Source organism: Listeria grayi DSM 20601 (genome assembly GCF_000148995.1).
Taxonomy (GTDB): Bacteria; Bacillota; Bacilli; order Lactobacillales; family Listeriaceae; genus Listeria; species Listeria grayi.
The window spans coordinates 113,009-135,537 of record NZ_GL538353.1 but is presented as its reverse complement, the minus strand read 5'-3'; the positions used below and the strand labels follow the sequence as shown (position 1 = coordinate 135,537).

20 protein-coding genes and 1 pseudogene are annotated in these 22,529 nt (G+C 41.7%); 7 read left to right on the top strand and 14 right to left on the bottom strand.

Annotated elements, in window-relative coordinates; genetic code table 11:
* Position 1 precedes the first annotated feature (1 nt).
* Positions 2 to 463 (bottom strand): antibiotic biosynthesis monooxygenase family protein, encoded by a 462-nt coding sequence (locus HMPREF0556_RS08130; protein WP_003757477.1) that lies wholly within the window; start codon positions 461 to 463, stop codon positions 2 to 4.
* Between the two features lie 214 nt (positions 464 to 677).
* Here HMPREF0556_RS08130 and HMPREF0556_RS08125 point away from each other — a divergent pair, with 214 nt between their 5' ends.
* Positions 678 to 2,159 (top strand): aldehyde dehydrogenase family protein, encoded by a 1,482-nt coding sequence (locus HMPREF0556_RS08125; protein WP_040486668.1) that lies wholly within the window; start codon positions 678 to 680, stop codon positions 2,157 to 2,159.
* A 67-nt stretch (positions 2,160 to 2,226) separates the two neighbouring features.
* Here HMPREF0556_RS08125 and HMPREF0556_RS08120 read toward each other — a convergent pair whose 3' ends face one another.
* The gene (locus tag HMPREF0556_RS08120; RefSeq protein WP_040486667.1) at positions 2,227 to 3,171 is read right to left on the bottom strand and encodes an NAD(P)-dependent oxidoreductase; all 945 of its coding nucleotides are present in this window, start codon (positions 3,169 to 3,171) and stop codon (positions 2,227 to 2,229) included.
* 250 nt (positions 3,172 to 3,421) lie between these two features.
* On the opposite strand from HMPREF0556_RS08120, the gene HMPREF0556_RS08115 reads away from it, so the two are divergent.
* Positions 3,422 to 4,168 carry a sulfite exporter TauE/SafE family protein gene (locus tag HMPREF0556_RS08115; protein WP_003757470.1) on the top strand — a complete coding sequence of 249 codons (747 nt, stop codon included), beginning with the start codon at positions 3,422 to 3,424 and terminating at the stop codon, positions 4,166 to 4,168.
* Between the two features lie 102 nt (positions 4,169 to 4,270).
* Positions 4,271 to 4,735 (top strand): GNAT family N-acetyltransferase, encoded by a 465-nt coding sequence (locus HMPREF0556_RS08110; RefSeq protein WP_036103675.1) that lies wholly within the window; start codon positions 4,271 to 4,273, stop codon positions 4,733 to 4,735.
* Here HMPREF0556_RS08110 and HMPREF0556_RS08105 read toward each other — a convergent pair.
* The 5 genes from HMPREF0556_RS08105 to HMPREF0556_RS08080 all read right to left on the bottom strand — a co-directional run bounded on the left by HMPREF0556_RS08105 (position 4,730) and on the right by HMPREF0556_RS08080 (position 10,771).
* Positions 4,730 to 5,476 (bottom strand): DUF6612 family protein, encoded by a 747-nt coding sequence (locus HMPREF0556_RS08105; RefSeq protein ID WP_040486666.1) that lies wholly within the window; start codon positions 5,474 to 5,476, stop codon positions 4,730 to 4,732. The two genes, HMPREF0556_RS08110 and HMPREF0556_RS08105, sit on opposite strands and share 6 nt — an antisense overlap.
* Positions 5,477 to 6,210: 734 nt before the next feature.
* Positions 6,211 to 6,702, bottom strand: coding sequence for a hypothetical protein (locus HMPREF0556_RS13025; RefSeq protein ID WP_003757462.1), 492 nt, complete (start codon positions 6,700 to 6,702; stop codon positions 6,211 to 6,213).
* 28 nt (positions 6,703 to 6,730) lie between these two features.
* On the bottom strand, positions 6,731 to 7,018 hold the full coding sequence (locus HMPREF0556_RS08090) for a hypothetical protein (protein ID WP_003757460.1): 288 nt from the start codon (positions 7,016 to 7,018) through the stop codon (positions 6,731 to 6,733).
* Positions 7,019 to 7,400: 382 nt separating this feature from the next.
* A complete protein-coding gene (gene pgmB / locus HMPREF0556_RS08085) occupies positions 7,401 to 8,051 on the bottom strand; it encodes a beta-phosphoglucomutase (RefSeq protein WP_003757457.1) in 651 nt (216 codons plus the stop codon).
* A 20-nt stretch (positions 8,052 to 8,071) separates the two neighbouring features.
* Positions 8,072 to 10,771: a glycoside hydrolase family 65 protein gene (locus HMPREF0556_RS08080; protein ID WP_003757456.1), complete on the bottom strand. Its 2,700-nt coding sequence runs from the start codon at positions 10,769 to 10,771 to the stop codon at positions 8,072 to 8,074.
* A gap of 159 nt (positions 10,772 to 10,930) precedes the next feature.
* On the opposite strand from HMPREF0556_RS08080, the gene treR reads away from it, so the two are divergent.
* The 3 genes and pseudogenes from treR to HMPREF0556_RS13580 all read left to right on the top strand — a co-directional run bounded on the left by treR (position 10,931) and on the right by HMPREF0556_RS13580 (position 13,745).
* Positions 10,931 to 11,656, top strand: a complete 726-nt coding sequence (gene treR, locus HMPREF0556_RS08075; protein ID WP_003757454.1) for a trehalose operon repressor — start codon at positions 10,931 to 10,933, stop codon at positions 11,654 to 11,656.
* A 139-nt stretch (positions 11,657 to 11,795) separates the two neighbouring features.
* Positions 11,796 to 13,208 (top strand): annotated as a pseudogene (gene treP, locus HMPREF0556_RS08070) (PTS system trehalose-specific EIIBC component); the annotation flags it as partial.
* A complete protein-coding gene (locus tag HMPREF0556_RS13580) occupies positions 13,191 to 13,745 on the top strand; it encodes a PTS sugar transporter subunit IIA (protein ID WP_241762106.1) in 555 nt (184 codons plus the stop codon). The pseudogene treP and the gene HMPREF0556_RS13580, both read left to right, overlap by 18 nt.
* A 188-nt stretch (positions 13,746 to 13,933) precedes the next feature.
* Here the strand turns inward: HMPREF0556_RS13580 and HMPREF0556_RS08065 are convergent, their stop codons facing one another.
* The 7 genes from HMPREF0556_RS08065 to HMPREF0556_RS08035 all read right to left on the bottom strand — a co-directional run bounded on the left by HMPREF0556_RS08065 (position 13,934) and on the right by HMPREF0556_RS08035 (position 21,659).
* Positions 13,934 to 14,320: a DUF956 family protein gene (locus tag HMPREF0556_RS08065; RefSeq protein ID WP_003757449.1), complete on the bottom strand. Its 387-nt coding sequence runs from the start codon at positions 14,318 to 14,320 to the stop codon at positions 13,934 to 13,936.
* A gap of 235 nt (positions 14,321 to 14,555) precedes the next feature.
* On the bottom strand, positions 14,556 to 15,467 hold the full coding sequence (locus tag HMPREF0556_RS08060) for a PTS system mannose/fructose/sorbose family transporter subunit IID (RefSeq protein WP_003757445.1): 912 nt from the start codon (positions 15,465 to 15,467) through the stop codon (positions 14,556 to 14,558).
* Between the two features lie 22 nt (positions 15,468 to 15,489).
* The gene (locus tag HMPREF0556_RS08055) at positions 15,490 to 16,302 is read right to left on the bottom strand and encodes a PTS mannose/fructose/sorbose transporter subunit IIC (RefSeq protein ID WP_003757443.1); all 813 of its coding nucleotides are present in this window, start codon (positions 16,300 to 16,302) and stop codon (positions 15,490 to 15,492) included.
* Between the two features lie 29 nt (positions 16,303 to 16,331).
* Positions 16,332 to 17,315, bottom strand: a complete 984-nt coding sequence (locus HMPREF0556_RS08050) for a mannose/fructose/sorbose PTS transporter subunit IIA (protein ID WP_036103656.1) — start codon at positions 17,313 to 17,315, stop codon at positions 16,332 to 16,334.
* A gap of 154 nt (positions 17,316 to 17,469) precedes the next feature.
* On the bottom strand, positions 17,470 to 17,958 hold the full coding sequence (locus tag HMPREF0556_RS08045; protein WP_197531928.1) for a PTS sugar transporter subunit IIB: 489 nt from the start codon (positions 17,956 to 17,958) through the stop codon (positions 17,470 to 17,472).
* A gap of 178 nt (positions 17,959 to 18,136) precedes the next feature.
* Positions 18,137 to 20,944 carry a sigma-54-dependent transcriptional regulator gene (locus tag HMPREF0556_RS08040; protein ID WP_003757436.1) on the bottom strand — a complete coding sequence of 936 codons (2,808 nt, stop codon included), beginning with the start codon at positions 20,942 to 20,944 and terminating at the stop codon, positions 18,137 to 18,139.
* A 145-nt stretch (positions 20,945 to 21,089) separates the two neighbouring features.
* Positions 21,090 to 21,659 carry a hypothetical protein gene (locus tag HMPREF0556_RS08035; RefSeq protein WP_003757430.1) on the bottom strand — a complete coding sequence of 190 codons (570 nt, stop codon included), beginning with the start codon at positions 21,657 to 21,659 and terminating at the stop codon, positions 21,090 to 21,092.
* A gap of 118 nt (positions 21,660 to 21,777) precedes the next feature.
* Here HMPREF0556_RS08035 and HMPREF0556_RS08030 point away from each other — a divergent pair, with 118 nt between their 5' ends.
* Positions 21,778 to 22,512 carry an epoxyqueuosine reductase QueH gene (locus HMPREF0556_RS08030; protein WP_003757410.1) on the top strand — a complete coding sequence of 245 codons (735 nt, stop codon included), beginning with the start codon at positions 21,778 to 21,780 and terminating at the stop codon, positions 22,510 to 22,512.
* The last annotated feature ends 17 nt before the right edge of the window (positions 22,513 to 22,529 follow it).

The window sequence follows — 22,529 nt, the reverse complement described above, 5'->3', positions numbered from 1 at the left end:
GCTACATTCCTCCTTTTGACTGGAATCCCAGATGATAAGACTTCGTCCGGTCGACTACTTGGTTTTGATGATCTAATCCTTTGTCAGTGGCCCGTTTCTGATGGGTCTTTTGGTAAGATGTTGAAGCTTGCCAAGCGTGAAAATCTGCTTCTTCTTCCCACCATGTGATAATGATATAATGACGACTTTGTTCTGGGCGCAATACGCGGATCGCTAGAAAACCTTTATTTTCACTAAGACGTCTGGATCGCCCTAAAAAGCGTTTTTCAAAAGCAGCTTCCTGTCCAACTGCTACATAAATATAATTCAACACCGCAAAGCTCTGGACATCAGGAAGCACCCCTTCCCTATCAATACAATTGAATGATTGATCAGTTGTTCCATCGTTGATGCGGTATACTGTGCTATCATCCGTTTCTAATTTATAACTTGCTGTTTTATTTTTTAATTTGATCGTTCTCATCTCTGCTACCTCCGCTCGCTTTCCTCACCATTTTACTGCTCACATTTCCCTCTTTTCAAACCGCTCAAACCATTTGCGCCCAACTGTTTTCCAGTTTCAACGCATGACCGCTTTCTTTTGATATTCGGTCTAGGGAGGTTTATAATTGACTTGAAGTAAATGTAAGCGCTATTAAGCAAATTTTACTTCAAATCGATTGAAGGAGGTTTTTCTTTTGGTAAAAGATCTAAATGTTTTTGATGCGCATTACCAATTGTTTATCGGCGGGAAGTGGACAGATGGCACGGACGGCAACAAACTCACTTCATACAATCCAAGTAACGGGGAAGCGCTCGCTACTTTCATTGATGCATCAGATCAAGATGTCGATGCCGCTGTAAGTGCAGCCAAAGAAGCGCAGGAAAGTTGGAAGAAGGTTCCTGTAAAAGAAAAAAGCAAGTTACTACTCGACATCGCGGATGCTATCGATGCAAATTTAGATAAGCTCGCTTTAATGGAAACACTCGATAACGGGAAATCACTTCGCGAAACAACGAATGCAGATATCCCGCTTGCAGCCGATCATTTTCGCTATTTTGCAGGCGTGATCCGCAGCGAAGAAGATACGGTGAAACAAATCGATGAAAACACGCTTTCGCTGATCATCAAAGAACCAGTCGGCGTTGTCGGTCAAATCGTGCCCTGGAATTTTCCATTCTTAATGGGCGCTTGGAAAATCGCTCCCGCTATCGCAGCAGGAAATGCGGTCGTTATCCATCCATCGTCTAGCACTTCACTTAGTCTACTTGAATTAGGAAAGATCTTAGCAGACATTTTACCTGGTGGCGTTGTCAATATCGTGACCGGAAAAGGTTCCAAATCAGGAGAATATATGCAGCATCACAAAGGCTTCAATAAACTTGCTTTTACTGGTTCTACTTCTGTCGGCAGAAACATCGGCATCGCCGCAGCAGAAAATCTGATTCCTTCCACACTGGAACTTGGCGGAAAATCAGCCAACATTTTCTTTGATGATATGCCATTTGAGCAAGCCATCGAAGGCGCACAAAAAGGCATTCTTTTCAACCAAGGCCAAGTATGTAGCGCTGGTTCACGGATCTTTGTCCAAGAAAATGTCTATGATAAATTCGTCGCTGCACTGAAAGAGCAATTCCAAAAAGTAAAAGTCGGTTTACCATGGGAAGACGACGTGCAAATGGGAGCGCAGATCAACCAAGGTCAGCTCGATAAGATCCTGGAATACGTGGAGATCGGTAAAAAAGAAGGCGCAAACGTATTGACTGGCGGAGAAAAATTAGAAAACGACAAACTCAAAGATGGTGTCTTTTTAGAACCTACATTGCTGGAAACAACAAACGATACACGAGTAGCGCAAGAAGAGATCTTCGGCCCAGTAGCTACGATCATCAAATTCAAAGATGAAGAAGAAGTGATCAAGCTGGCAAATGATAATGAATACGGCTTGGCGGGCGGCGTTTGGTCCAGAGATATCAATCGGATATTCCGCGTTTCCAAAGCGATCCAAACTGGACGCGTGTGGGTCAACACCTACAATGCGTTTGAAGCCGGAACTCCATTTGGTGGTTACAAAAATTCCGGGATCGGCCGCGAAACGCATAAAATGATCTTGGATGCCTATACACAAGCGAAGAATATTTATATCAATTTGAATGAGGAAAAAGAAGGTCTTTATTAAGAGCATAGAAAAAGCACTTCCTGTTATAGCTCGCAACAGGAAGTGCTTTTCTATCTAGGAAACTAACTTAAAAAGCATTCAAATTATTTTGGGGCTGCTCCCCTTTTACGATTCGTTCAATATTTGCTACAAAGAAAGCATACCTTTTTTGATGGATTTTGTAACCATCCGGCATTCCTGCTGTATGCGGCGTAAGAATGACATTTTGCATGTCCCGCAATACGCTATCTTTCGCAAGTGGTTCCTCTTCAAAAACGTCTAAACAAGCCCCAGCAATTTCACCTGTCTTTAAAGCCTCGATCAGATCTTGTTCTGCTAAGATCCCGCCCCGCGCCGTATTGATAACAACCGCATTCTTTTTCATTTTTTTAAATGTCGCTGCGTCGATCAGCTTTTTAGTTTGCTGATTTAAAGAAACGTGGACACTGATAATATCCGCTTCACGGACAAGCGTATCAAAGCTGCACATTTTTACAGATCCAGGTGCTGTCCCTGCTGTGTTTCTCGCATAGGCGAATACTTTCATTCCAAAAGCTTGGCAAAAAGCGGCAACTTTTTTGCCGACAGCTCCCATGCCGATAATGCCGATCGTTTTCCCCTCTAGTTCGCTTCCAGCATAGGATAAGCGGTTCTCATCTTCACGATTTTTCATAAAAGCATCCAGCTGTGGAATATTTTTAAAATAGGCAAGCATTAATGCCATCACATGTTCTGCCACCGCTTGTGCGTTTACTCCAGCAGCATTAGCGACCCGTACGCCGAACTTTGTACAAGCATCCACATCGACATTATCGAATCCTGCGCCAGTTTGAATGAATTTCAATTCTTTTGCCGTTGCAAGCAATTCTTCATCCACTTGGATGTGCTCTGGAATAAGAACTTCACAATCTTCTAAATGTTTCATCATTTCTTCTCCAGGCGGAAGAATAACTACCGCCCACTTTTTCGGAAAAAGCGATAAAATGATTTCTTTTGTTTGCTTCGTAAATTCGCCCACTATCAAAACTTTCATACCCTTAACCACCTTTTCAGTTTAGCGTCCTATTCCGACTTATGCTGAGCCCCTGTATAATACTCATTATATATCACCTTTTTACAAATTCCACTATCTTGCTCTTATTACAGATCGTGCTTTTCTTCACATTAAAAAGCCGGTTTCCAACATGAGATCCACCTGCATTTCTTAAAATCCTATGGTATGATTATACAGTCATTTCCCAGCAGGAAAAGCGCACAGCTATTTTTAGGGAGTTGGAACTATCATGTTAATTATTATCACTATGGTTATTTTAGGATTACTTTTGGGATTTGTAGGGGCAGGAGGTGCGGGCGTCACACTTGCCGTACTTGTTGCATTCTTCAACATTCCCATCCACGTAGCAATCGGAACCTCTTTATTGGGGTTGATCTCCACAGCATTATTTGGTTCCATCAGTCATACCAGAGAGAAAAATATCGACTTTAAAATTGGAAGTTTTTTAGGATTATCTGGCGGCATTGGAGCACTTATTGACTCTTTCTGCGTTAAATATATACCAGAATCCAATTTGAGTTTATTAACTTCTATCGCCTTAATTTCATCTAGTATTATTTTATGGATCAGGATCTCTATTATGACGAACGGAAAAGAAAAAAATCTCCGCTTGAAAAGCATTATTCTGCGAGCTTTGTTTTTTGGTATTATTTTAGGAAGTATCTCCGGGCTATTCGGAATCGCATCTTCTGCTTTTATTCAAATCACACTACTACTCGCCTTTGGTCTTGATCTCCGAAAGTCGGCTGGAACTACAATGTTAGTAATTTTGCCTATTTCGTTGATTGGTGGTATCGGATACATTGCCAATGGCTATATCGATGTTTTGCTACTGATAAAAGTAATACTTGGAACTTCGTTCGGTACTTATATAGGGGCTAAGTTCACTAATAGATTGAGTCCGCTGATCTTGAAAATCGCCATGATCTCTGTCCCGCTAATTGGTGCTATTATCTTGATTTCAACCCATAACTAAAGTTTTTTTCGATCGCTTTGACCGCAAACAGCTCCTTTCTCGTTTATGACAGCGGATACGGGGTATCCACTAATACATAAAACAAAAAAGGAGCAAAAAACCATGGAAATCAAATTAGCAGACCTTGATTATCCCCCGTTCGTTCGCTTGATTGAAGAACACACGAAAGACATGTACGAAGATGTTCCGGAAGAGTATGATACGGCGATCAATATGGAAAATCTTCCTGACGAAAACGTCACATTTTGGAGCGTATTCGATGGCGATCAGTTAGCTGGTTGCGGCGCTTTAAAAGAACTAGGTGCGACACATGGGGAGATCAAATCAATCAAGACTCACCCGGATCATTTGCAAAAAGGCGTCGCCTCTCTGCTGATGGACTTTTTAACACAAGAAGCACAGCGGCGCGGTTACACGCGACTCAGCTTGGAAACAGGCACAACAGACGATTTCATTCCTGCCAGAGCGCTTTATGAAAAACTAGGATTTACTTACTGCGAGAGCTATTTAGACGGTCCAGCCGATCCGGAAAGTGTATTTATGACGAAAGTGCTTGACCCTTTATAGATTGATATCGGTCGGCGCCGGCAAGCTTGTCTTCTCATTATAGTTCATGAAGTCAGCATGAATAGCCATTTCTACTCTTTGACCGCTTTTTTCAGCCGTTACTTTTTGCGTTACTTGCTTCAAGTATTTTTTCTTCGCATCAACCGTGTAGGTCAGTACCAGTTTACTTTCAGAAGGCGGAATACTGGCAAGGCGAAGATTGTAGAAAGACCTGATTTTTTCAAACAGCTTTTCTCCTGTTCCAGTAAATGTAAATACATAATCATTGCCTTGCTTTTTCATTTTAAAGTCATCTGCCGTATTCGTGAACATATCGACTGCCGGAATATACGTCGTTTCGGTTTGCAAAGTCCCATTTCCGGAAATATCCTGCCAAGTGCCGCCTGACGATCTGATGTAGATTTTCTCTCCAGCAGCATACGTTTCTACTTCGCGGCTGCCTTGTTTCACGTTGGAAAGCAATTCCTTCAACACGCCGTCCTTATAAGTCATCTCCCCAGCGACTTCCGAATTATTCGTTTGCGGCGATGCCCCCACGACCCCGCCGGTTACTTTCACTTCGGCACCAGCTTGTTGTTTGATATACGTGACGTTATCCTCCGATTTGCGAACGATCTCGATCACATCTTGTTTCGTCAAAGTCTTTGGACGCTCTTTTGGTGGTGATTCCGCAGCTTCCTTACATCCACTGAGCACCAAGAGTCCCACAACGACAAGTAATACCCACCCTATTTTTTTCATCTTTCTCCCTCCTTTTTTGAAAGCCATTACAGTAATTACTTTTTTATACCCTTATTTTCACGCTTTAATATCTAAAAGTTAAATTATTTTTAAAATCATGACCACCCCGTATGAACAGATGGTTTGTTCTTTGACTGAAAGCCTCTTTTACCGACCTAAGCCTAAAGGCTTTCTGAGTGGTTGGCGAATCTCATTTAGTTTAGCATTTTTTAGGAAGGTTTTTTTATACCACGCTAAAGCTTTCTGGAACCACAGGCTTAGCCTGTGGTTTTCAATAAAACACAATAAAAAACTCCAGTTAAAAACCGGAGTTTTGGAATGCACACAAAAATTAAAATTTTACTTACCAACTATGATAATTGAGTTTGTTTAATATTTACCTATATTATACGGTAAATAAGCATCTCTAAAAGTATTTATAACTTGTGAAGGAGGAATGGGGGTCGTATAAGCAGGGTAGGGTTTCATGACATTAAGACTTCCACTTCCGTAGTAGTATGCTTGGTAGACTAATTTTGAGCAATAGTTCGGATTTTTTTGTTTCAACGCAAAATCCAGTTTATAGTTAATGTGGATATTTTTCTTTGCAGATCCAGTTGTAGAGTAATAATGTCTATCTGCATATGTTGCTACTTTTTTTGCCAGGCTTTTATTACGAACACGATATACATAGTTCCAATCTTTGCTATGATTTTGGAAATATTTTTTTGTTGTAACCTGTCTGTTATTATCTTTTATTCCTTATTCCAGTAACTTCCACCAGGCATTTCTAGAATATGCCCATCTCCATTAGCAATTGCTGCATGACCTATAAACCCTGAAAGTCTATATTGTGTAGTATATATGATATCTCCTGCTTTTATTGTTTTTATGAATTTATTCATATTGCGTGCTGTACTTCTTAACATCCCAATATTCTTAGAATCAGCTATACTATCATCAGTTAACGGAATGATTCCGTAATTATTATCCTCAACCCATTTACTAAAGCTATCGTTGTTGTCATATGTTTTTCCAATTTCATCATAAGTACTTTTTAAAAGAGATAATATAGAGGCTTTCCATTTTGCATAATCATATTTTTTACTATTTATTATGTCGTCTTTCACACCTTTGTTATACAACATTAAACTTTGGGGTTCTTCCGCCTTAGCATGAACACTGTTGCCTATAGTAATTGCTAACACCAGAGTGACTATAAGAAAAAAATTTCCCGTTTTTATCATTATTTTCCCCTCATTTCTAGTTGTTTTATCAGTGAGCAGAAGCTATTCCGATTAAAATAGCAATACCGTTTGAAATAGTAATTAAAATAGCGATTATTACTAGAACTATATTTAAAATTTTCAACGATACTGTTAGCTTATTCTTAAATAAATAGAAAAAGAAGCAAACGGTAATGAATGGTATACCTGCATAAATAAAAAGAATCGCTAGCTCATTATTAATTCCTAAAGAACCATAATTCCCCATTCCCCCGAGCCAACCTAGTACTAATGTGATTAACATGAATAGGTATCCTATCAATAATTTACTTTTCATTTTGTCCTCCTTGTCATATCCATCTATTATTTATGTTCATTCATTTTTATGATATTGCACTTTTATTCACAAGTCAAAAATTTTCGTTATTTAATAGCGATGATAAACTATAAGAGTAGCAAGAATACTACTAAATAAGACGGAATTTTTATCCACTATTAAAAAGATAAATGCGTTACAATTGCTCTGAGCAGCACCGGAAATATGACTTTCTCATTAAAATAAAACCCACCTCCCTACAATAGGACGGTGGGTAAAAAAGTTTATGAATTTATTATAACACACTATGCCAATAATATCTGGAACCACAGGCTTAGCCTGTGGTTTTCAATATAATACAAAAAACAAGACGGCCTTCGCTGTTCGAAGTCCGTCTATCCTGTCATTGCTGTAATAAGCGATCAATATCCAGTTCTGTCAGATCTGTTACCACCACATCTGCTTCCGGCAACGCTTCTGTTGTTTTAATACCGACTGCATACATACCGGCAGCTTTGATTCCGGCGATTCCAGCCTTGGCGTCTTCAAATCCGACAGCTTTCTCGGGGGCAACTGCTATGCTCGCTGCTGCTTTCAGAAAAATCTCCGGATCTGGTTTCCCTTTGGTAAGCGTATTTGGATCTACGATATGCGCAAAGTAATGGCTGACTTCCAGCTTATCTAAGATCATGGGCGCATTTTTTGAAGCGGATGCGATCGCACAAGGGATGCCTTTTGCTTTTGCTGCTTTTAAAAATCCGGCCACGCCTGGCAGCAAATCCTTTGGTGACAGGTCTTTCAAAAGTTCGACATAGTTCGTATTTTTCTTTGCAGCCAGTTCTTCTTTCTCCGCTTCGCTATATGCCGTTTCTTTCCCGCCATGTGCTATTATTTTTTCCAATGATTCCATTCGGCTGATCCCTTTAAGTGTTTCATTGAATTTCTCATCGATCGAAATTCCCAATTCATCTGCTAGTTCTTTCCATGCCTGGTAATGGAATTTAGCTGTATCCGTGATGACGCCGTCTAAATCGAAAATAAAACCTTCCCGCATGATTCTCTAAACCCCTCTCTTTAATAAGCAATCGTTATTTGCTCGCCAGCCGGTAGCTGATAAGTTTTTCCACGGACGGAAATGTCTGATGCTGTCGACGCAGTTACCGCTATTGTCTCTGCTGTGATCTCAAATTGATAGTTCACACCTCGGCGTACAAGCTGGAAGGCGATCTTTGTCCAATCTTCCGGTAAGCGTGGCTGGATCGATAATTGTTGTTTGCGAATATCTACACCTGCATAAGTAGCCAGAGTGACGTGCAGTGTTGCTGCCATAACTCCTGTATGAATTCCTTCTGCTGTCGTACCACCTTGGATGTCATTGTAGTCAGAGTATAAGGCTTCTTGATAAAATTTCCACGACAACGCATGCTGACCGACCATTTCTGCTAATTCAGCATGGACGATACGAGATAATGTCGAGCCGTGCGAAGTTCGCTGTAAGTAATATTCCAAGTTTTTTTCTAAATAGTCATCCGGCAGTTGATAGTCTAAGTCGCGAATGATCTCATCGATGTGTTGTTTATCCAAGTTATAGAAAGTCATCAACGTATCGGCTTGTTTGGAAACTTTGTAATCATCAGCTGACTTGCCTTCCGCTTTTAAGATTCGGTCCATTCGGTAAATATTGCCGTATTTCTCTTTATACGCATCCCAATCGATCTCTTTCAAATCAAAATAGCCTTCATACTGTGCAATGATTCCTTCGTCATTGATCTCAAGCTGTAATTGATGTTTGATCTTTTCATAGTCTTCCAAATCTGCTTCCGTAAGGCCTACTTTTGCACGGATCTTGGCCAATGTTTCCGAATCGAAACGTTCTCGTAGATCCGCCACTTCTTCAAATAGCCAAACGACCATCATATTTGTATAGGCGTTGTTTGTCAGCCCGCCTTCTTTGCTATCCGGGTATGCTTCGTGAAATTCGTCCGGTCCCATTACTTTCGGGATATCGTAGCGCTGTGTACTTTCATTGAATACGGCTGTGCTTTTCCAAAACTCAGCAATCTCTAAGAGCATTTCGATACCGTAGTTTTCCATGAATGCCTGATCATCTGTATTGACGTCATATAACCAGACGTTATAAGCGATCGCAAGCGAAACGTGGCGCTGTAGGCGACTGTAGTCATCGCCCCATTCACCATTCATCGGGTTCAAATGCAATAGCTGAGTTTGTTCTGTTCCGTCATGGCCGGATTGCCATGGGAACATTGCACCATCATAGTTTTCGCGAGCAGCACTTTCTTTGGCTGCGGCTAAGCGATTATAACGATAAAGCAGCAATTGTTTTGCTGTTTCCGGGAAATGATAGATATAGAATGGCAAAATGAAGATCTCATCCCAAAAGATGTGGCCACGGTAAGCTTCGCCATGCAGTCCTCGTGCTGTGATCGAAACATCGAGATTAGCACTGCTGAATGGTGTAGACGATACTAAAAGATGATAGGTATGCAACCGCAGCAGTTTTTGTGACATCATATCGCCTTCCACTTTGATATCAGCTTTCTCCCAGAGCGTTTGCCATGCTTGGCTGCTTTCGGCAAAAATATCTGCAAAGGATCTAACGGACATCGTTTCCGTTTTGAGTGCCTTGATATCGATTGGATTCTGCTGATGATCGGCATATACTTCTACCCGCTTTTCAAATGTGTAGGATTCGCCAAGCGCTGCCTCGAAGTTCGTTGCCTGCACAACTTTTCCTGCTTGGATAGCATTCGTAGTTTCGGTAGAGAAAATCGTTTTCTGCAGGACTTCGATCTGCGATTGGGCGGTTTTCGTATGGATAAAAGCGGTATTCCCTTCCGCCCCGAGATCCACCACATCATAATGGTGAGAATTGAGGGAACGGTATCTTTCGACATTACTGTTTTCAACCGTTCCATCTAATGTGGTGATCACCGTCAGTGGAGCAGAGAAGTTTAGCGGCCGTACCGTGTATCGAATCGCATATTCGTTCATTTTCGCCATATTGGCTACTTTCTCCGCCTTCCATTCCAGCTGCCGCCCTTCTGCATCTTCCACAATTGCTCTTGATTGGAAAAGTCCTGTTTGTAGATCTAACTTCCGTGTAAAATCCATTACTGTCACATTCTCAAATGTCAGAACTTCTCCGGAGGCAATCTTTACGCCGAGAAAACCAGCGCTGGCGTTGTTGACAAAGTCTTCATTGACCACTTTTGTATCAGCAACGACGGATTCCGCTTGATTATAAAGACCTGCAATATAAGTAGCCGGATATGTGCCACTAGTCTGTTCCATTTCCGGGCTCGTTCCTCTTAATCCGAGAAAACCATTTCCGATTGTCAGTAGCGATTCGATCGAGTATTCTTCCTTACCAGGTTCATAGCCTACATAATCTAAATTCCAAGTGATTGCTTCTGCTTTTGCTGCAAAGGCTTCCGACAAAGAGCCATACTGCGCGGCCTCTTTTTCATGCAAAAATGGTTTATTGGTTATTTCCGAAAACAGCTTTGCTAGATCGTACGCTTTTCCATTTGCATCTATGTAAGTGTTTTCATGTGTTTGTGCATTAAATTCTCCAGAAAGAATGCCACCTGCTATTCCTGCCGCCGATAAGCGCACCGTTTCTGTTATCTGAGAGAGCTCCGTGGTCAGAGAAGTTTTGTCCAGCGGAAATTTTGCTTCGCTCGTTATCTCTCCATGTTCGATTGTTTGGATCGCGATTTTTTCAGGGTGGAATGTCACCGCTAAATATTTCATTTCACAGCCTCCTATTGTAACTTGGATATACAAGTTTTCACACTGCAAGTATAGTTGATTTCGATCCAAAAAACAAGCGTTTTCTTTCTACCATTCCAAACACAAATGCTTCTTTCTATGGTAAAATGAGGTAGTTACTATTTTTAAAGTTAATGAGGTATGCACAAAATGAATAAATTTCATGACATATTTTTAGATTTGGAGAAAAAGATCCGCGATGATGTTTATCCAGTCAACTCCCTTCTGCCAAGCGAAAATCAATTAATGAAAATTTATAATGTTTCCAGAGAGACCATTCGTAAAGCGCTTGTACTGCTTATCAATGCCGGATATATCCAGAAGAAGCAGGGAAAAGGCTCGATCGTCATCAACTATCATAAGTTCGATTTCCCGATTTCCGGATTGACCAGTTATAAAGAGCTGAAAGACGCTCAGCACATCTACAGCAAAACGATCATCGCCGAGCTCTCACTCACTAGACCTACCGAACAACTGGCCAGACAAACAGGCTGGAGCACGCAAGATACGATTTGGCGCCTAGTGCGGCAACGCGAGATCGACGGAGAAAAAGTGATTTTGGATAAAGATTTTCTGCTGAAATCGATCATTCCCGACCTTCCATTAGAGGAAGCCGAAAATTCGATCTACCAATATTTTGAAAATGAACTTGGTCTCAAAATTGGATTTGCCCAAAAGGAGATCACTGCCGAACCAGTCACAGAAGAAGATAAAGCTTTAATGGATCTAGGCGACTCCACCCATGTCGTTGTCGTCCGCAGTGTCGTTCATTTAGAGGATACCCAGTGTTTTGAATATACCGAGTCGCGACACCGCTTAGATAAATTTAAATTTGTCGATTTCGCTCGAAGAAGACAACTTAATTAAAACCGCTAGCCTACTAACAGACTAGCGGTTTTTTATTTTAAAAATAAAACGCTTGCTTTTTTACAATTATCGGTTTATGATTATCATGAAATACAACTTATATATATAAGTGACTTCAAAAATGAAAGGGGTTTATTTTATGGGCAAGTATTCAGAAGATGCCAAGCAGCTGTTAGAATATGTCGGAGGAAAAGAAAACATCTCTGCTGTCACACACTGTGTAACGCGAATGCGGTTTGTGCTGGTCGACGATTCCAAAGCTGACAAAGAAGCGATTGAAGATATTCCTTCTGTAAAGGGCATGTTTACTAACGCTGGACAGTTTCAAGTTATCATCGGTAATGATGTTTCTACTTTCTATAACGACTTTACAGCTATTTCCGGAATTGAAGGCGTTTCCAAAGATGAAGCAAAAAGCATGGCAAAGAGTAAACAAAATCCGGTTCAAAAAGCCATTGCTGTTTTAGCAGAAATTTTCACACCGTTATTACCCGCAATTATTATTGGTGGTCTTATCTTAGGTTTCCGTAACGTGCTCGGGGATATCGACTTCGGCGGTAAAACGATCGTCGAGATGTCGCAATTTTGGACAGGAGTCAACGATTTCTTATGGCTGATCGGGGAAGCGATCTTCCACTTCTTACCAGTCGGAATCGTGTGGAGTATTACCAAAAAAATGGGGACGACACAGATTCTCGGTATCGTACTTGGGATCACGCTCGTTTCACCTCAGCTTCTCAACGCTTATTCCGTTGCTTCTACGGCAGCGAAAGACATCCCGTTTTGGGATTTCGGTTTTATCCATATCGATAAGATCGGTTATCAAGCACAAGTTATCCCGGCGATGCTTGCCGGTTTCATGCTCGCTTATTTAGAACGCTGGGCAAGAAAACATATTCCAGAAGTCGTCTCGATGATTTTCGTACCGCTGATCGCATTGGTGCCAACTGTTATCGCAGCACATGTTATTCTTGGTCCGATCGGTTGGACAGTAGGTTCTTGGATCTCTGCCGCTGTTAACGCAGGTCTTACTTCTTCTATTAGCTGGCTGTTTGGTGCTGTATTCGGTTTCGTATATGCACCGCTCGTTATCACCGGGCTCCATCATACGACGCTCGCCATTGACTCGCAGCTGATCGCGGACTTCCATAGTACCAATCTATGGCCAATGATCGCCCTTTCGAATATTGCACAAGGTTCCGCAGTTCTTGCTGTATACTTCCTTCATAAAGGGAATAAAAAAGAAGAGCAAGTATCTATCCCAGCAACGATCTCCGCTTACCTGGGTGTTACTGAGCCAGCAATGTTCGGGATCAACTTGAAATATCTGTATCCATTTATTGCCGCTATGATCGGTTCCGGTGTTGCCGGTATGTTCGTGACTATCTTCGGTGTAAGAGCGAACTCGATCGGTGTCGGCGGACTGCCAGGTATTTTGTCTATCCAGTCTAAATACTGGCTGATCTTCCTTGTAGCCATGGCAATCGCGATTGTCATTCCGTTCTTACTGACGATGTTCTTCCGCCGCGCTAATATTTTCAACAAGATCGACCGCGTCGGTGCTGCAACAACTGTCAATCCGATTAAAGAACAACCAACATCTTCTGCTTCTATAGCAGATACGAATAAAGGCATCAACTTTTTCGCACCGGCAGACGGCGAGCTTATTCCGATCTCAGAAGTAGACGACCCTGCTTTTGCACAAAAAACGATGGGCGACGGTTTCGCAGTGAAGCCGACGACCGGTGAAGTCTATTCCCCAGTAACAGGCGAGATCATCAGTATCTTTGAAACGAAGCATGCGATCGGTTACCAACTGGACAACGGCCTAGAAGTATTGCTTCACATGGGGATCGATACAGTCGAATTGAATGGCGAACCCTTTACACTTAAAGTCAAAATAGGCGATTTCGTTAAGCCAGAAACAAAGCTTGCACACATTGATTTAGAAAAAATCACTGCGGCCGGCAAAGGAACTGACTTGATTGTCGTAATCACAAATATGGAAAAAGTAAAAACCTTTACCTTAGAAACAAGTGGTCAAGTGAAAGCTCGTCAAGAAGTGGCGAGTGTGGAAGTACAAGAATAAGTAAAAGAAGAGCTTCGGTCTAGTTGACTGAAGCTCTTCTTTTATATGTATTATAGATTCTGATGGATCGGATAAATAGTAGTTTCAATAGGTTTCGGAAACATGCTTTTTGATAAAATAGCCCCCAACTCAACATAAAAAAACGCTTAAAGCACAGCAGCCCTAAGCGCGATTTCCGAGGTGATCGTTTACTTTTTTTTCTTTTTTCTTTGGAACATGACTTTAAACGAACCTTTGAGAACATCAAAAAAGCTGAGCGATGGCACCATATCAGCCGGATCCACATAGACTCTGATTGCCCTAAGGACTTCTTTCGGCCGTTTAGAAGAAAAGGTATACGTGCCATTTCTTTTTGTCTTGATCGCATAACGAGGAATCCACTTGCCCTTTAGCATGACAGAAGCAATCACTTGATCTACTTCTTCCCAGGGGATTTGGATGTACTTACGCACGTCACGGGAATTGAAAAACTCGAAGCCGTTATCTCCGATCAATATCTTCCCATAATCTGTAAGGCCCGTAAAAGCGGTAGCATCTATTGTCAAATCTACCTTTGTATTAATCGATTGAACCAATTACATCCGCTCCATTTCATTTATACTTCTTGCTTTTATTATACGTTTCTTTGAGCAATTTAGCCACAAAAAAAGCGGCTGGTCCAATAAGCCCAGCCACTTCTTTATGTGAACTATGATTGCCCCCAGATTTCTACGCTAACCTTCCGATCCCGTCATTCTCGGCGAAAACGGAAGGAGAACAGGCAGCAATTGTTTCTGTAACGGATTTTTTCAGAGAAAATCGTATTCGTTCTTATAGAAGTCCGATTACGTGTCCACCAACACCAACTACGAATAGTCCTAGAATGATGATGATTGGGCTGACTTTCTTCTTAAGCAACCACATACAGAAGAATGTAAGAAGTACTGCTGCAAGTCCTGGGATCAAGTTATCCAAGTTATTTTGCAACGTTGTAACTTTGATTTGCGATAATGCTAATCCTGCATCATGTTGTTCCAATGCAGTTTTGATACCTTGTGCGCCACTTGGAATCTTGTTCCAATCAATAAACGCGCCGTCATCTAATTTAACTTTAGATACAACTGGTGCAAAGTGAATCGATACCCATCTTTGTACGAGGGCGGCGAGGACGAACATCCCTAAAATGGAAGCGCCTTTTGTAATGTCTTGTAAAATACCACCGGAAAGGTCATCTGTGATTTTAGAACCAGCTCTATAAGCAAATTCTTGTGTATACCACATGAATCCCCAACGGATAAGGTTCCAAGCTACGAAGAAAATAATTGGGCCAAGAATACTTCCGCCCATTGCAAGCGAAGCTCCTAGTGCACCTAACATCGGACGAACTGTAAACCAGAATACTGGGTCACCAACACCGGCTAGTGGTCCCATCATACCAACTTTAACCCCTTGGATCGCTACATCATCAACTGGTGCGCCATTTGCACGTTCTTCTTCTAGTGCAAGTGTTACCCCAAGAATTGGTGAAGCAATGTATGGGTGAGTGTTAAAGAATTCTAAGTGACGTTGCAGCGCTGCTGAACGATCTTCTTTTGTTTTATATAATTTTTTGATTGCTGGAATCATGGAGAAAGCCCAACCACCATTTTGCATACGTTCATAGTTCCAAGAACCTTGAATGAACGTGGAGCGCCATGCTACGTTTAGGCGATCTTTTTTAGTTAACTCGATTTTTTCTGCCATTTCTCTTCTCCTCCTTTTAGGTTTAATAATCGTTTAAGATATCACCGAGTGGATCTCTAGAACTACCGCCGCCGTTTCCGCCGCCTGAGTTATTGCCTCCGCCCATTTTGGACAGGTTCAAGTAGATTAGAGCTAGAGCTACACCCAATGCACCTAATGCGATAAGTGTTAATTGAGAAATTGCAGCTACTACGAAACCGATGATGAAGAATGGCCATACTTCGCGTGTTGCCATCATGTTAATAACTAACGCATAACCAACGGCAACTACCATTCCCCCACCGATTGCCATACCATCAGTCAACCAAGCTGGCATGGATTCTAGGAATGATTGCACACTGTGTGCTGGAATGAATAGAAGTGCTGCTGCTGGGATCGCGATACGAATACCTTGCAGACAGATCGCAAAAATTTGTAACCATTCGATTCGTCTGATGTTGCCTTCTTCTGCCGCTCTATCCATTAAATGTACAACTGGTACAGCTAATGTACGAACGATCATTGTCAAGAAAAGACCAGCTACTGCAAGCGGAATTGCGATTGCGATCGCTGAAGGGATCCCTTTAACGCCTTGTTCACCTAATACTAAAATAATTGCTGACGCTACTGATGCAAGTGCTGCATCTGGTGCTACCGCTGCTCCGATGTTTGCCCATCCAAGCGCGATCATTTGAAGTGTACCACCAAGAATGATACCCGCTGTTAAGTTACCTGTTACTAAACCGATTAATGTACATGCCACTAGTGGTTGGTGAAATTGGAATTCATCTAGAATCCCTTCAATACCTGCTAGAAAGGCAACGATTACTACCAAGATCATTGATATAATAGACATAATAGGCCTCCTATTTTAAATTTGTTTTCTTACCCTTTTAACTCAGATTTTGCACGTTTGATGATTTCATCCATATTTGCACCAGAATCATTCGGTACTTTACGAACGTCGAATTTAATGCCTTTTGCTTTTAATTTCTCAAAAGCTTCCACATCTTCAGGTCCCATTGAAAGCACTTTGCTTACAACGACTTTCCCTACAGAGTGAGCCATCGAACCAACATTGATCTGGTCGATTTCCACGCCGCCTTCTACGACTCTAAGAACATCTTCTGGGTTTTCAAATAATAATAATGCTTTGGTATTGCCGAAACGTGGATCTTTTGCTACTTCGATCATCTTATCGACAGGGATAACGTTAGCTTTAACACCTGGTGGTGCAGCTTGTTCGATCAATTTCTTACGCAAGTCATCTTTGGAAACTGCGTCAGAAACAACGATGATCCGATTTGGTTGTGTAGATTTTGTCCAAGCAGTTGCTACTTGACCATGCAATAAACGGGAATCGACACGAGCCAAAACAAATTTGATTTTGCCGTCTCCTACTACTGTTCCTGGTGCTAGCGAACCTTTTGGTTGCTCTTCTACTGCAGCAGGTGCTGCTTCTTTTGGTTCTAGTTCTTCTGGTTTAATGCGTACTCCTTCTTTAGCTGTCCCAAGGATATGTGCAGCGATCTCTTGCGCAGATTCCATTGTGAAGCGCGATGCGTATGCTTCGATCAACATTGGTAAATTCAAACCGGCAACGATTGCCCACTTATCTTTATGTTCTTCATACAAGCTGTTTGCTTGGTTGAATGGAGTACCTCCCCATAGATCGACTAAGAACAATACTTCATCTTGATTATCAAAAGATGCAACAGCAGCTTCCATCTTTGCTTTGACATCATCTGGGCCTTCGCTTGGCATTAATGTAATTGCCTTAACATTCTCTTGTTCTCCGAAGATCATTGTACCGGATTGCAAGATACCTTCAGCAAATTCGCCATGGGTTGCGAGGATAATTCCTACCATCTCTCTACCTCCTAAATAATTAATCTTTATTTTTCCCAAATAGACGAAACTAACATAAGCTGTTTATCTTCATTCTATTAGTTTTGTCTACTCCGAAGCGCTTCTCTCCCTTTAATACCGCCCCCTCTCAAGTTTTCTGCTTGTTCTAAAGTTGTTATAATTTAGCTTTTTTTAGCGCTTCCATCAAACTTTGTTTACTGTCTGTCACTACTTTGCGAATCTCAAGCTCTATCCCGTGGCTGTCTAAATAGTTAAACGCCTCTAAATCAGCATCATTTACCGCAATGGTATTCGATATCATTTTCTTTCCTGCGGTATAGCCCATCGCACCAACATTTACTGTCGGGAAATAGATACCTGCTTTCACTACTTGTGCTACTTCGATCGGATTGGTAAATAATAAGATCACCCGAACGTCGTCAAACAGCTTATTGGAATAAACTTCAATCATTTTGCTAACAGTGATCACATTCACTTTGATACCCGGGGGAGCTGCTTGTAGAAGCAAAGTTTTCCGCAAATTATCTTTGGTCACAGCGTCGCTAACAACAATGATCCGTTGTATATCTAAGCGCTTTGCCCAAATTGTGGCAACCTGTCCGTGGATTAGCCGATCATCAATTCTTACTAATCGGATATCGATTCCCACCAACATCCCCTCTTTCTGTTTGGCTTATTATTTTGTTGTCTACTTTATATATTGCAAGTTCCGTGCCAACTGTAGTGTATTCTTCCGAAAATCTTTTAATACCAATGGATAAAGCGCAACCAAAAATAAACGGATAATACACTAATTAGTGTATTATCCGTTTATTGATACGCTATTTCACTTCTGCATCTAGTGTATTATTCAATATTTGCAGGATATAATAGATTTCTTCTGGTGGGATTGTGATCAATAATGCCGCTTCCAACATTCGCGCGATTTCCCGTACTTGAACAAAACGCTCTTCCTGTTCATCAAGCACTTGATCGTCTGGGATCTGCAGGCAATCCTGTCGCAATATCCGCTCGACCATACCACCTAAATGCATGACCATATTGATCGTAAATGCCTGATCGACTTCCTTTAAAAAGACGGCTGTCAATTCACTGGTGAAATCCCACAGCGGTTGCATCACTTTTTCCGGATTGATAAACGTGAAATTCTCACGTAGATACTTCTCGCAGAGTTCCCACGATTGATCATCATTGAGGACAACTGGATCAAACAAATTATCCGCATCAATGATCAGTTCTTGAAGGATCGTTTTTGCTTCGCCGGAGAAAAGTGCTTCCATCGGAATATATCTGACACCGATTTCCGGGTCCACGATACCTGTTACCGCCACAAGCTGGTAGTCTTTTTGCAGGTTCTCCAACACAGAATCCATTTCCACGATCGAGATCGGTAAAACTTCAAGATCCTGCTCACCGATTTCTAAAAGTGATTTTTCGATGACCTCTTTCATCCGTTTGGCGGTTCCTTGTCCAGATGCACAAATTGCTACGATCGCTTTTTTCGTGTGATGATTACTGTGCGCTGGCAAGCTTTCGACTTCTTGATCGACCGCATTGCCATAACCGCGGAAATTTTTTAGCGAATGGAATAAATAATCTAAGTCCGTATCGAGCAGCTCTGTTTTTCTGACTGCCTCCAATACTAACGCGGTCGTTACCATATCGACTGTGCGGACTGGGATCCCCGTTCGGCGATGGATCTCCTCGCTGAACGTTCCAAGCGAACCCATATCCACCAGCAAGAGCACGCCCCCGCCGTTGTTCACTAATTCCACTGCGCCCACGATTTCCTCGAGAGCAGCACGTGGTTTCATTTCTACTGGCATATCCACCGCTACGAGATTATCACTCCCGAACAACTGCTTGACTACTTGCGTCATACTCGTCGCGGTGCTGTTTCCATGTGCGGCAACCACGATCCCGATTCGTCCTGCTGCTTTTTCTTTTTTCAGTGAAACTAGAAGGACAGTAAGATATTCTACCTCTTCCATAGGGATGCTGATTTGATATTCTTCAAAGATCAAGGCTTTGATATCTAATGCAACTTCATATTCCTCGGGATATTTTTCCACCATTTTTCTGATGCTTTCGTTATTGGCTGCTTCCCCACGATTTTCGAGTTGCTGCCGTTTTAAAAAGGAACTGATATGCAAACTCATCGCATAGATAAAGTTTACTTGGAATGTATTATTGAGTTTACTTTTAGCAATTTCATAAATCCGCTTTGTTAAGTCAATTACTTTTTGTTCCACGATTTCTGCTAATTTATTTTCAATATCAAATGTTAAGCGATGATCTTTGTAAAAGGATTTCAAATGCACATTGATATCGGTCATGATAAACTGGTTGATCGATTCTTGATCAATGCCGTCGTCTTTCAGCAGCATCGACTTCTCGTTGATGATCTCGTATAAATTATAAGGCAGTTCATAGGAGTCGACCAACGGTGGCAAGAGGTTCTGATCCGGTGATACTTCCATGATAGCATCCAATCCTTGCGCTAGCTCTGCTAAAAATTGCCGGTCATCCGCCAAATGACTCAAACCGCTCTTGATCTCTTCTGTCAGATCCTCCAACGTAATCACGATCTCTTCGCTTTCCATTTGATTCAAAAAGCTTCGCGCACAGATCAGCTGGATATTCGATTTCAATTGCCCGACATTTCCATGCGTCACACTGCCGATCAGCGCTTTGACAACATCTTCCGTAAGCGAGATCTTGCGTTGGATGCGTTCTGCCTCAATGCCGACCATTAGTTTGACCAGGTCGATCTTCTCTTTTGTTTGCCGCTGATTGAAACTTGGTAAATGAATACTGATCGGGATTCGACGCATAAATGTATTTAATAAGTAAGAAGTCGCATCTTCTGTCGTCGCGCAAATGATGCGCACGTTGGCATGACGCTCTTTCGCCGTTTCGCCGAGTCGATTATATTTTCCATTGTCCATAAAATAGAAAATCATCTCTTGCCCTTCTGGAGGCAAGCGGTGGATCTCATCTAGAAAAAGCATCCCGCCGTCTGCTTTGGCGATCAGCCCTTCTTTTTCCTTGGTCGCACCAGTAAATGCACCCGCTGCATAGCCAAACAGATGACTCATCAGCAGTTCCGAATTATGCGCATAGTCCGCACAGTTGAAGACGATCAATTCCTGCTCCTCTTTGATAAGGCCTTTTGCCTTGGCAAATTCAAACATAATATGCGCAAAATGCGTTTTACCAGTACCAGTCGCACCAGTGATCAAACAGTTCAACCCGCGTGGCGGATATAAAATCGCCGCTTTGGCTTGTTCGATCGGCATTTTCATGCTGCCGCTACCGCCGATGACTTTTTGGAAAACATCTTTATATTCCGCTTGCCGCGGCGCTGCACCTGTCCGCTTCGCCGATTTTGCTTTATTCGGCACAGCAACTCGTCCGCTATCGACATAACGAACCGGTCTTCCGTCAATCTTGGCTAGCAGCCCGTCCTTAACAAGTTCATTCAAGTCTTTGCTAGCGTTGGTTCGTTGAATATCAAAAGCTGCTGCAACTTCATTTGTTGTCACTCCTGAGCCAGAAGCGATCTCTTCTGGACTTAATCCCTTTGTCCTTTTACTAACAAATAAATAGATTTTCTCTACCCGCTTCATCTTTCCCCCACCTTCATCTAAAGCAACTAAACTTCTCCCTCATTGGTGAACTTGTCTAATATCCCTTATATCCTACCATAATAAGTGGGTTTTTTGAACCTTTTTATCATGTCTGCTAGACAATAACGGTCCTAGCGAAGGTCGCTTACGGTAACCCAATATCTAAGAAATCCATCACATTAACGACCTTTTTATGTTCATTTAGAAAGAGAAACTCATAATTCCCGCCATCCATCAAAATTTGCTTCTCTTTTGCAGAAGGTTGCTTTTTGAGGGGAAGAACTATTTTATATTGATAATTTCCCCCTTTAGCAAGTGTTTTAAGATCGTTCCGAAATAGAGGCAACTTATTTTTATCGATCAACCGGTCTAAGTTAGTTTGATCTGTTTTGCTACGCACTGTATAGTAAGACGGCTTCTTGGTATGCTGCAATTTCTTTTCTAATTCCCTGCTAAAAGTTGCCTTAAAAGAAATGACCACTTGCTGGTTGTAGATTTTCACTTTAGGCTTGTCAGTAGACATGTTTGTACCAATGTTAGCTGCGTATTCTTCTATTGATGTATAACCCGTTTTTTTACTGATTGGTTTGTTTTCTATTTTTGAAGTAGCATCTGGAACGTTCTGACAACCGAATAATAGTCCTATTACTGCTAAAACAAAAATGATATGATATCTCTTTTTCTGCATTTCTTTCCTATCCCTCTCTTTTAACATATAATCTGATATTCCTTTAATAATAGCATTATGCCAGCCTAAAAATCATTTTTTACAGTTTGCTTATCTATTCACATATGCTAAACTAAACCTATCTAATCAAAGGAGTCCACCATCCATGTTCGATAGTGAAGAAATCTTAACCAGAATGAACGACGGTCAAAAAGTGAATTATGATAAAGTTCTGCAACGAATGATCCAAAATTGGGCGAAGAATGAAGTGCGTCCGCGGATTCTGCTACATAGCTGTTGTGCGCCTTGTAGTACTTATTCATTAGAATATCTCACTCGATTTGCTGATATCACGGTTTATTTTGCAAATTCGAATATTCATCCGCGCAGTGAATATGAACGGCGGAAATTAGTGCAGGAGCAGTTTATCGAGGCTTTCAATGCGAAAAATCAGACAGAGGTCGCTTTTTTAAGTGCTCCTTATGAACCCAATGTATTTATTCGTGAAGTCAAAAAGCTCCAGTTAGAAAATGAACCTGAGGGCGGCAAGCGCTGTTCTGCTTGTTTTCATATGCGGTTGGATATCGTCGCGCGAAAAGCCGAGGAACTCGGGTATGACTATTTTGGCAGTGCCCTTACCCTTTCACCAAAGAAAAATAGCCAAGTCATCAACGAGATCGGTATTGAGATCCAACAATTTTTCCAAACTCGCTATCTGCCAAGCGATTTCAAAAAAAATAATGGCTATCAAAGATCCATCGAGTTGTGCAAGGCTTATGACGTTTACCGGCAATGCTATTGCGGCTGTATTTTTGCGGCGGCGAAACAAAATATTGATTTTAAAGCTGTGAATAAAGAAGCAACAGCTTTTCTCAAAAAAAATGCCGACCGGCACTCCTAGCCCGGCGGCATTTTTTC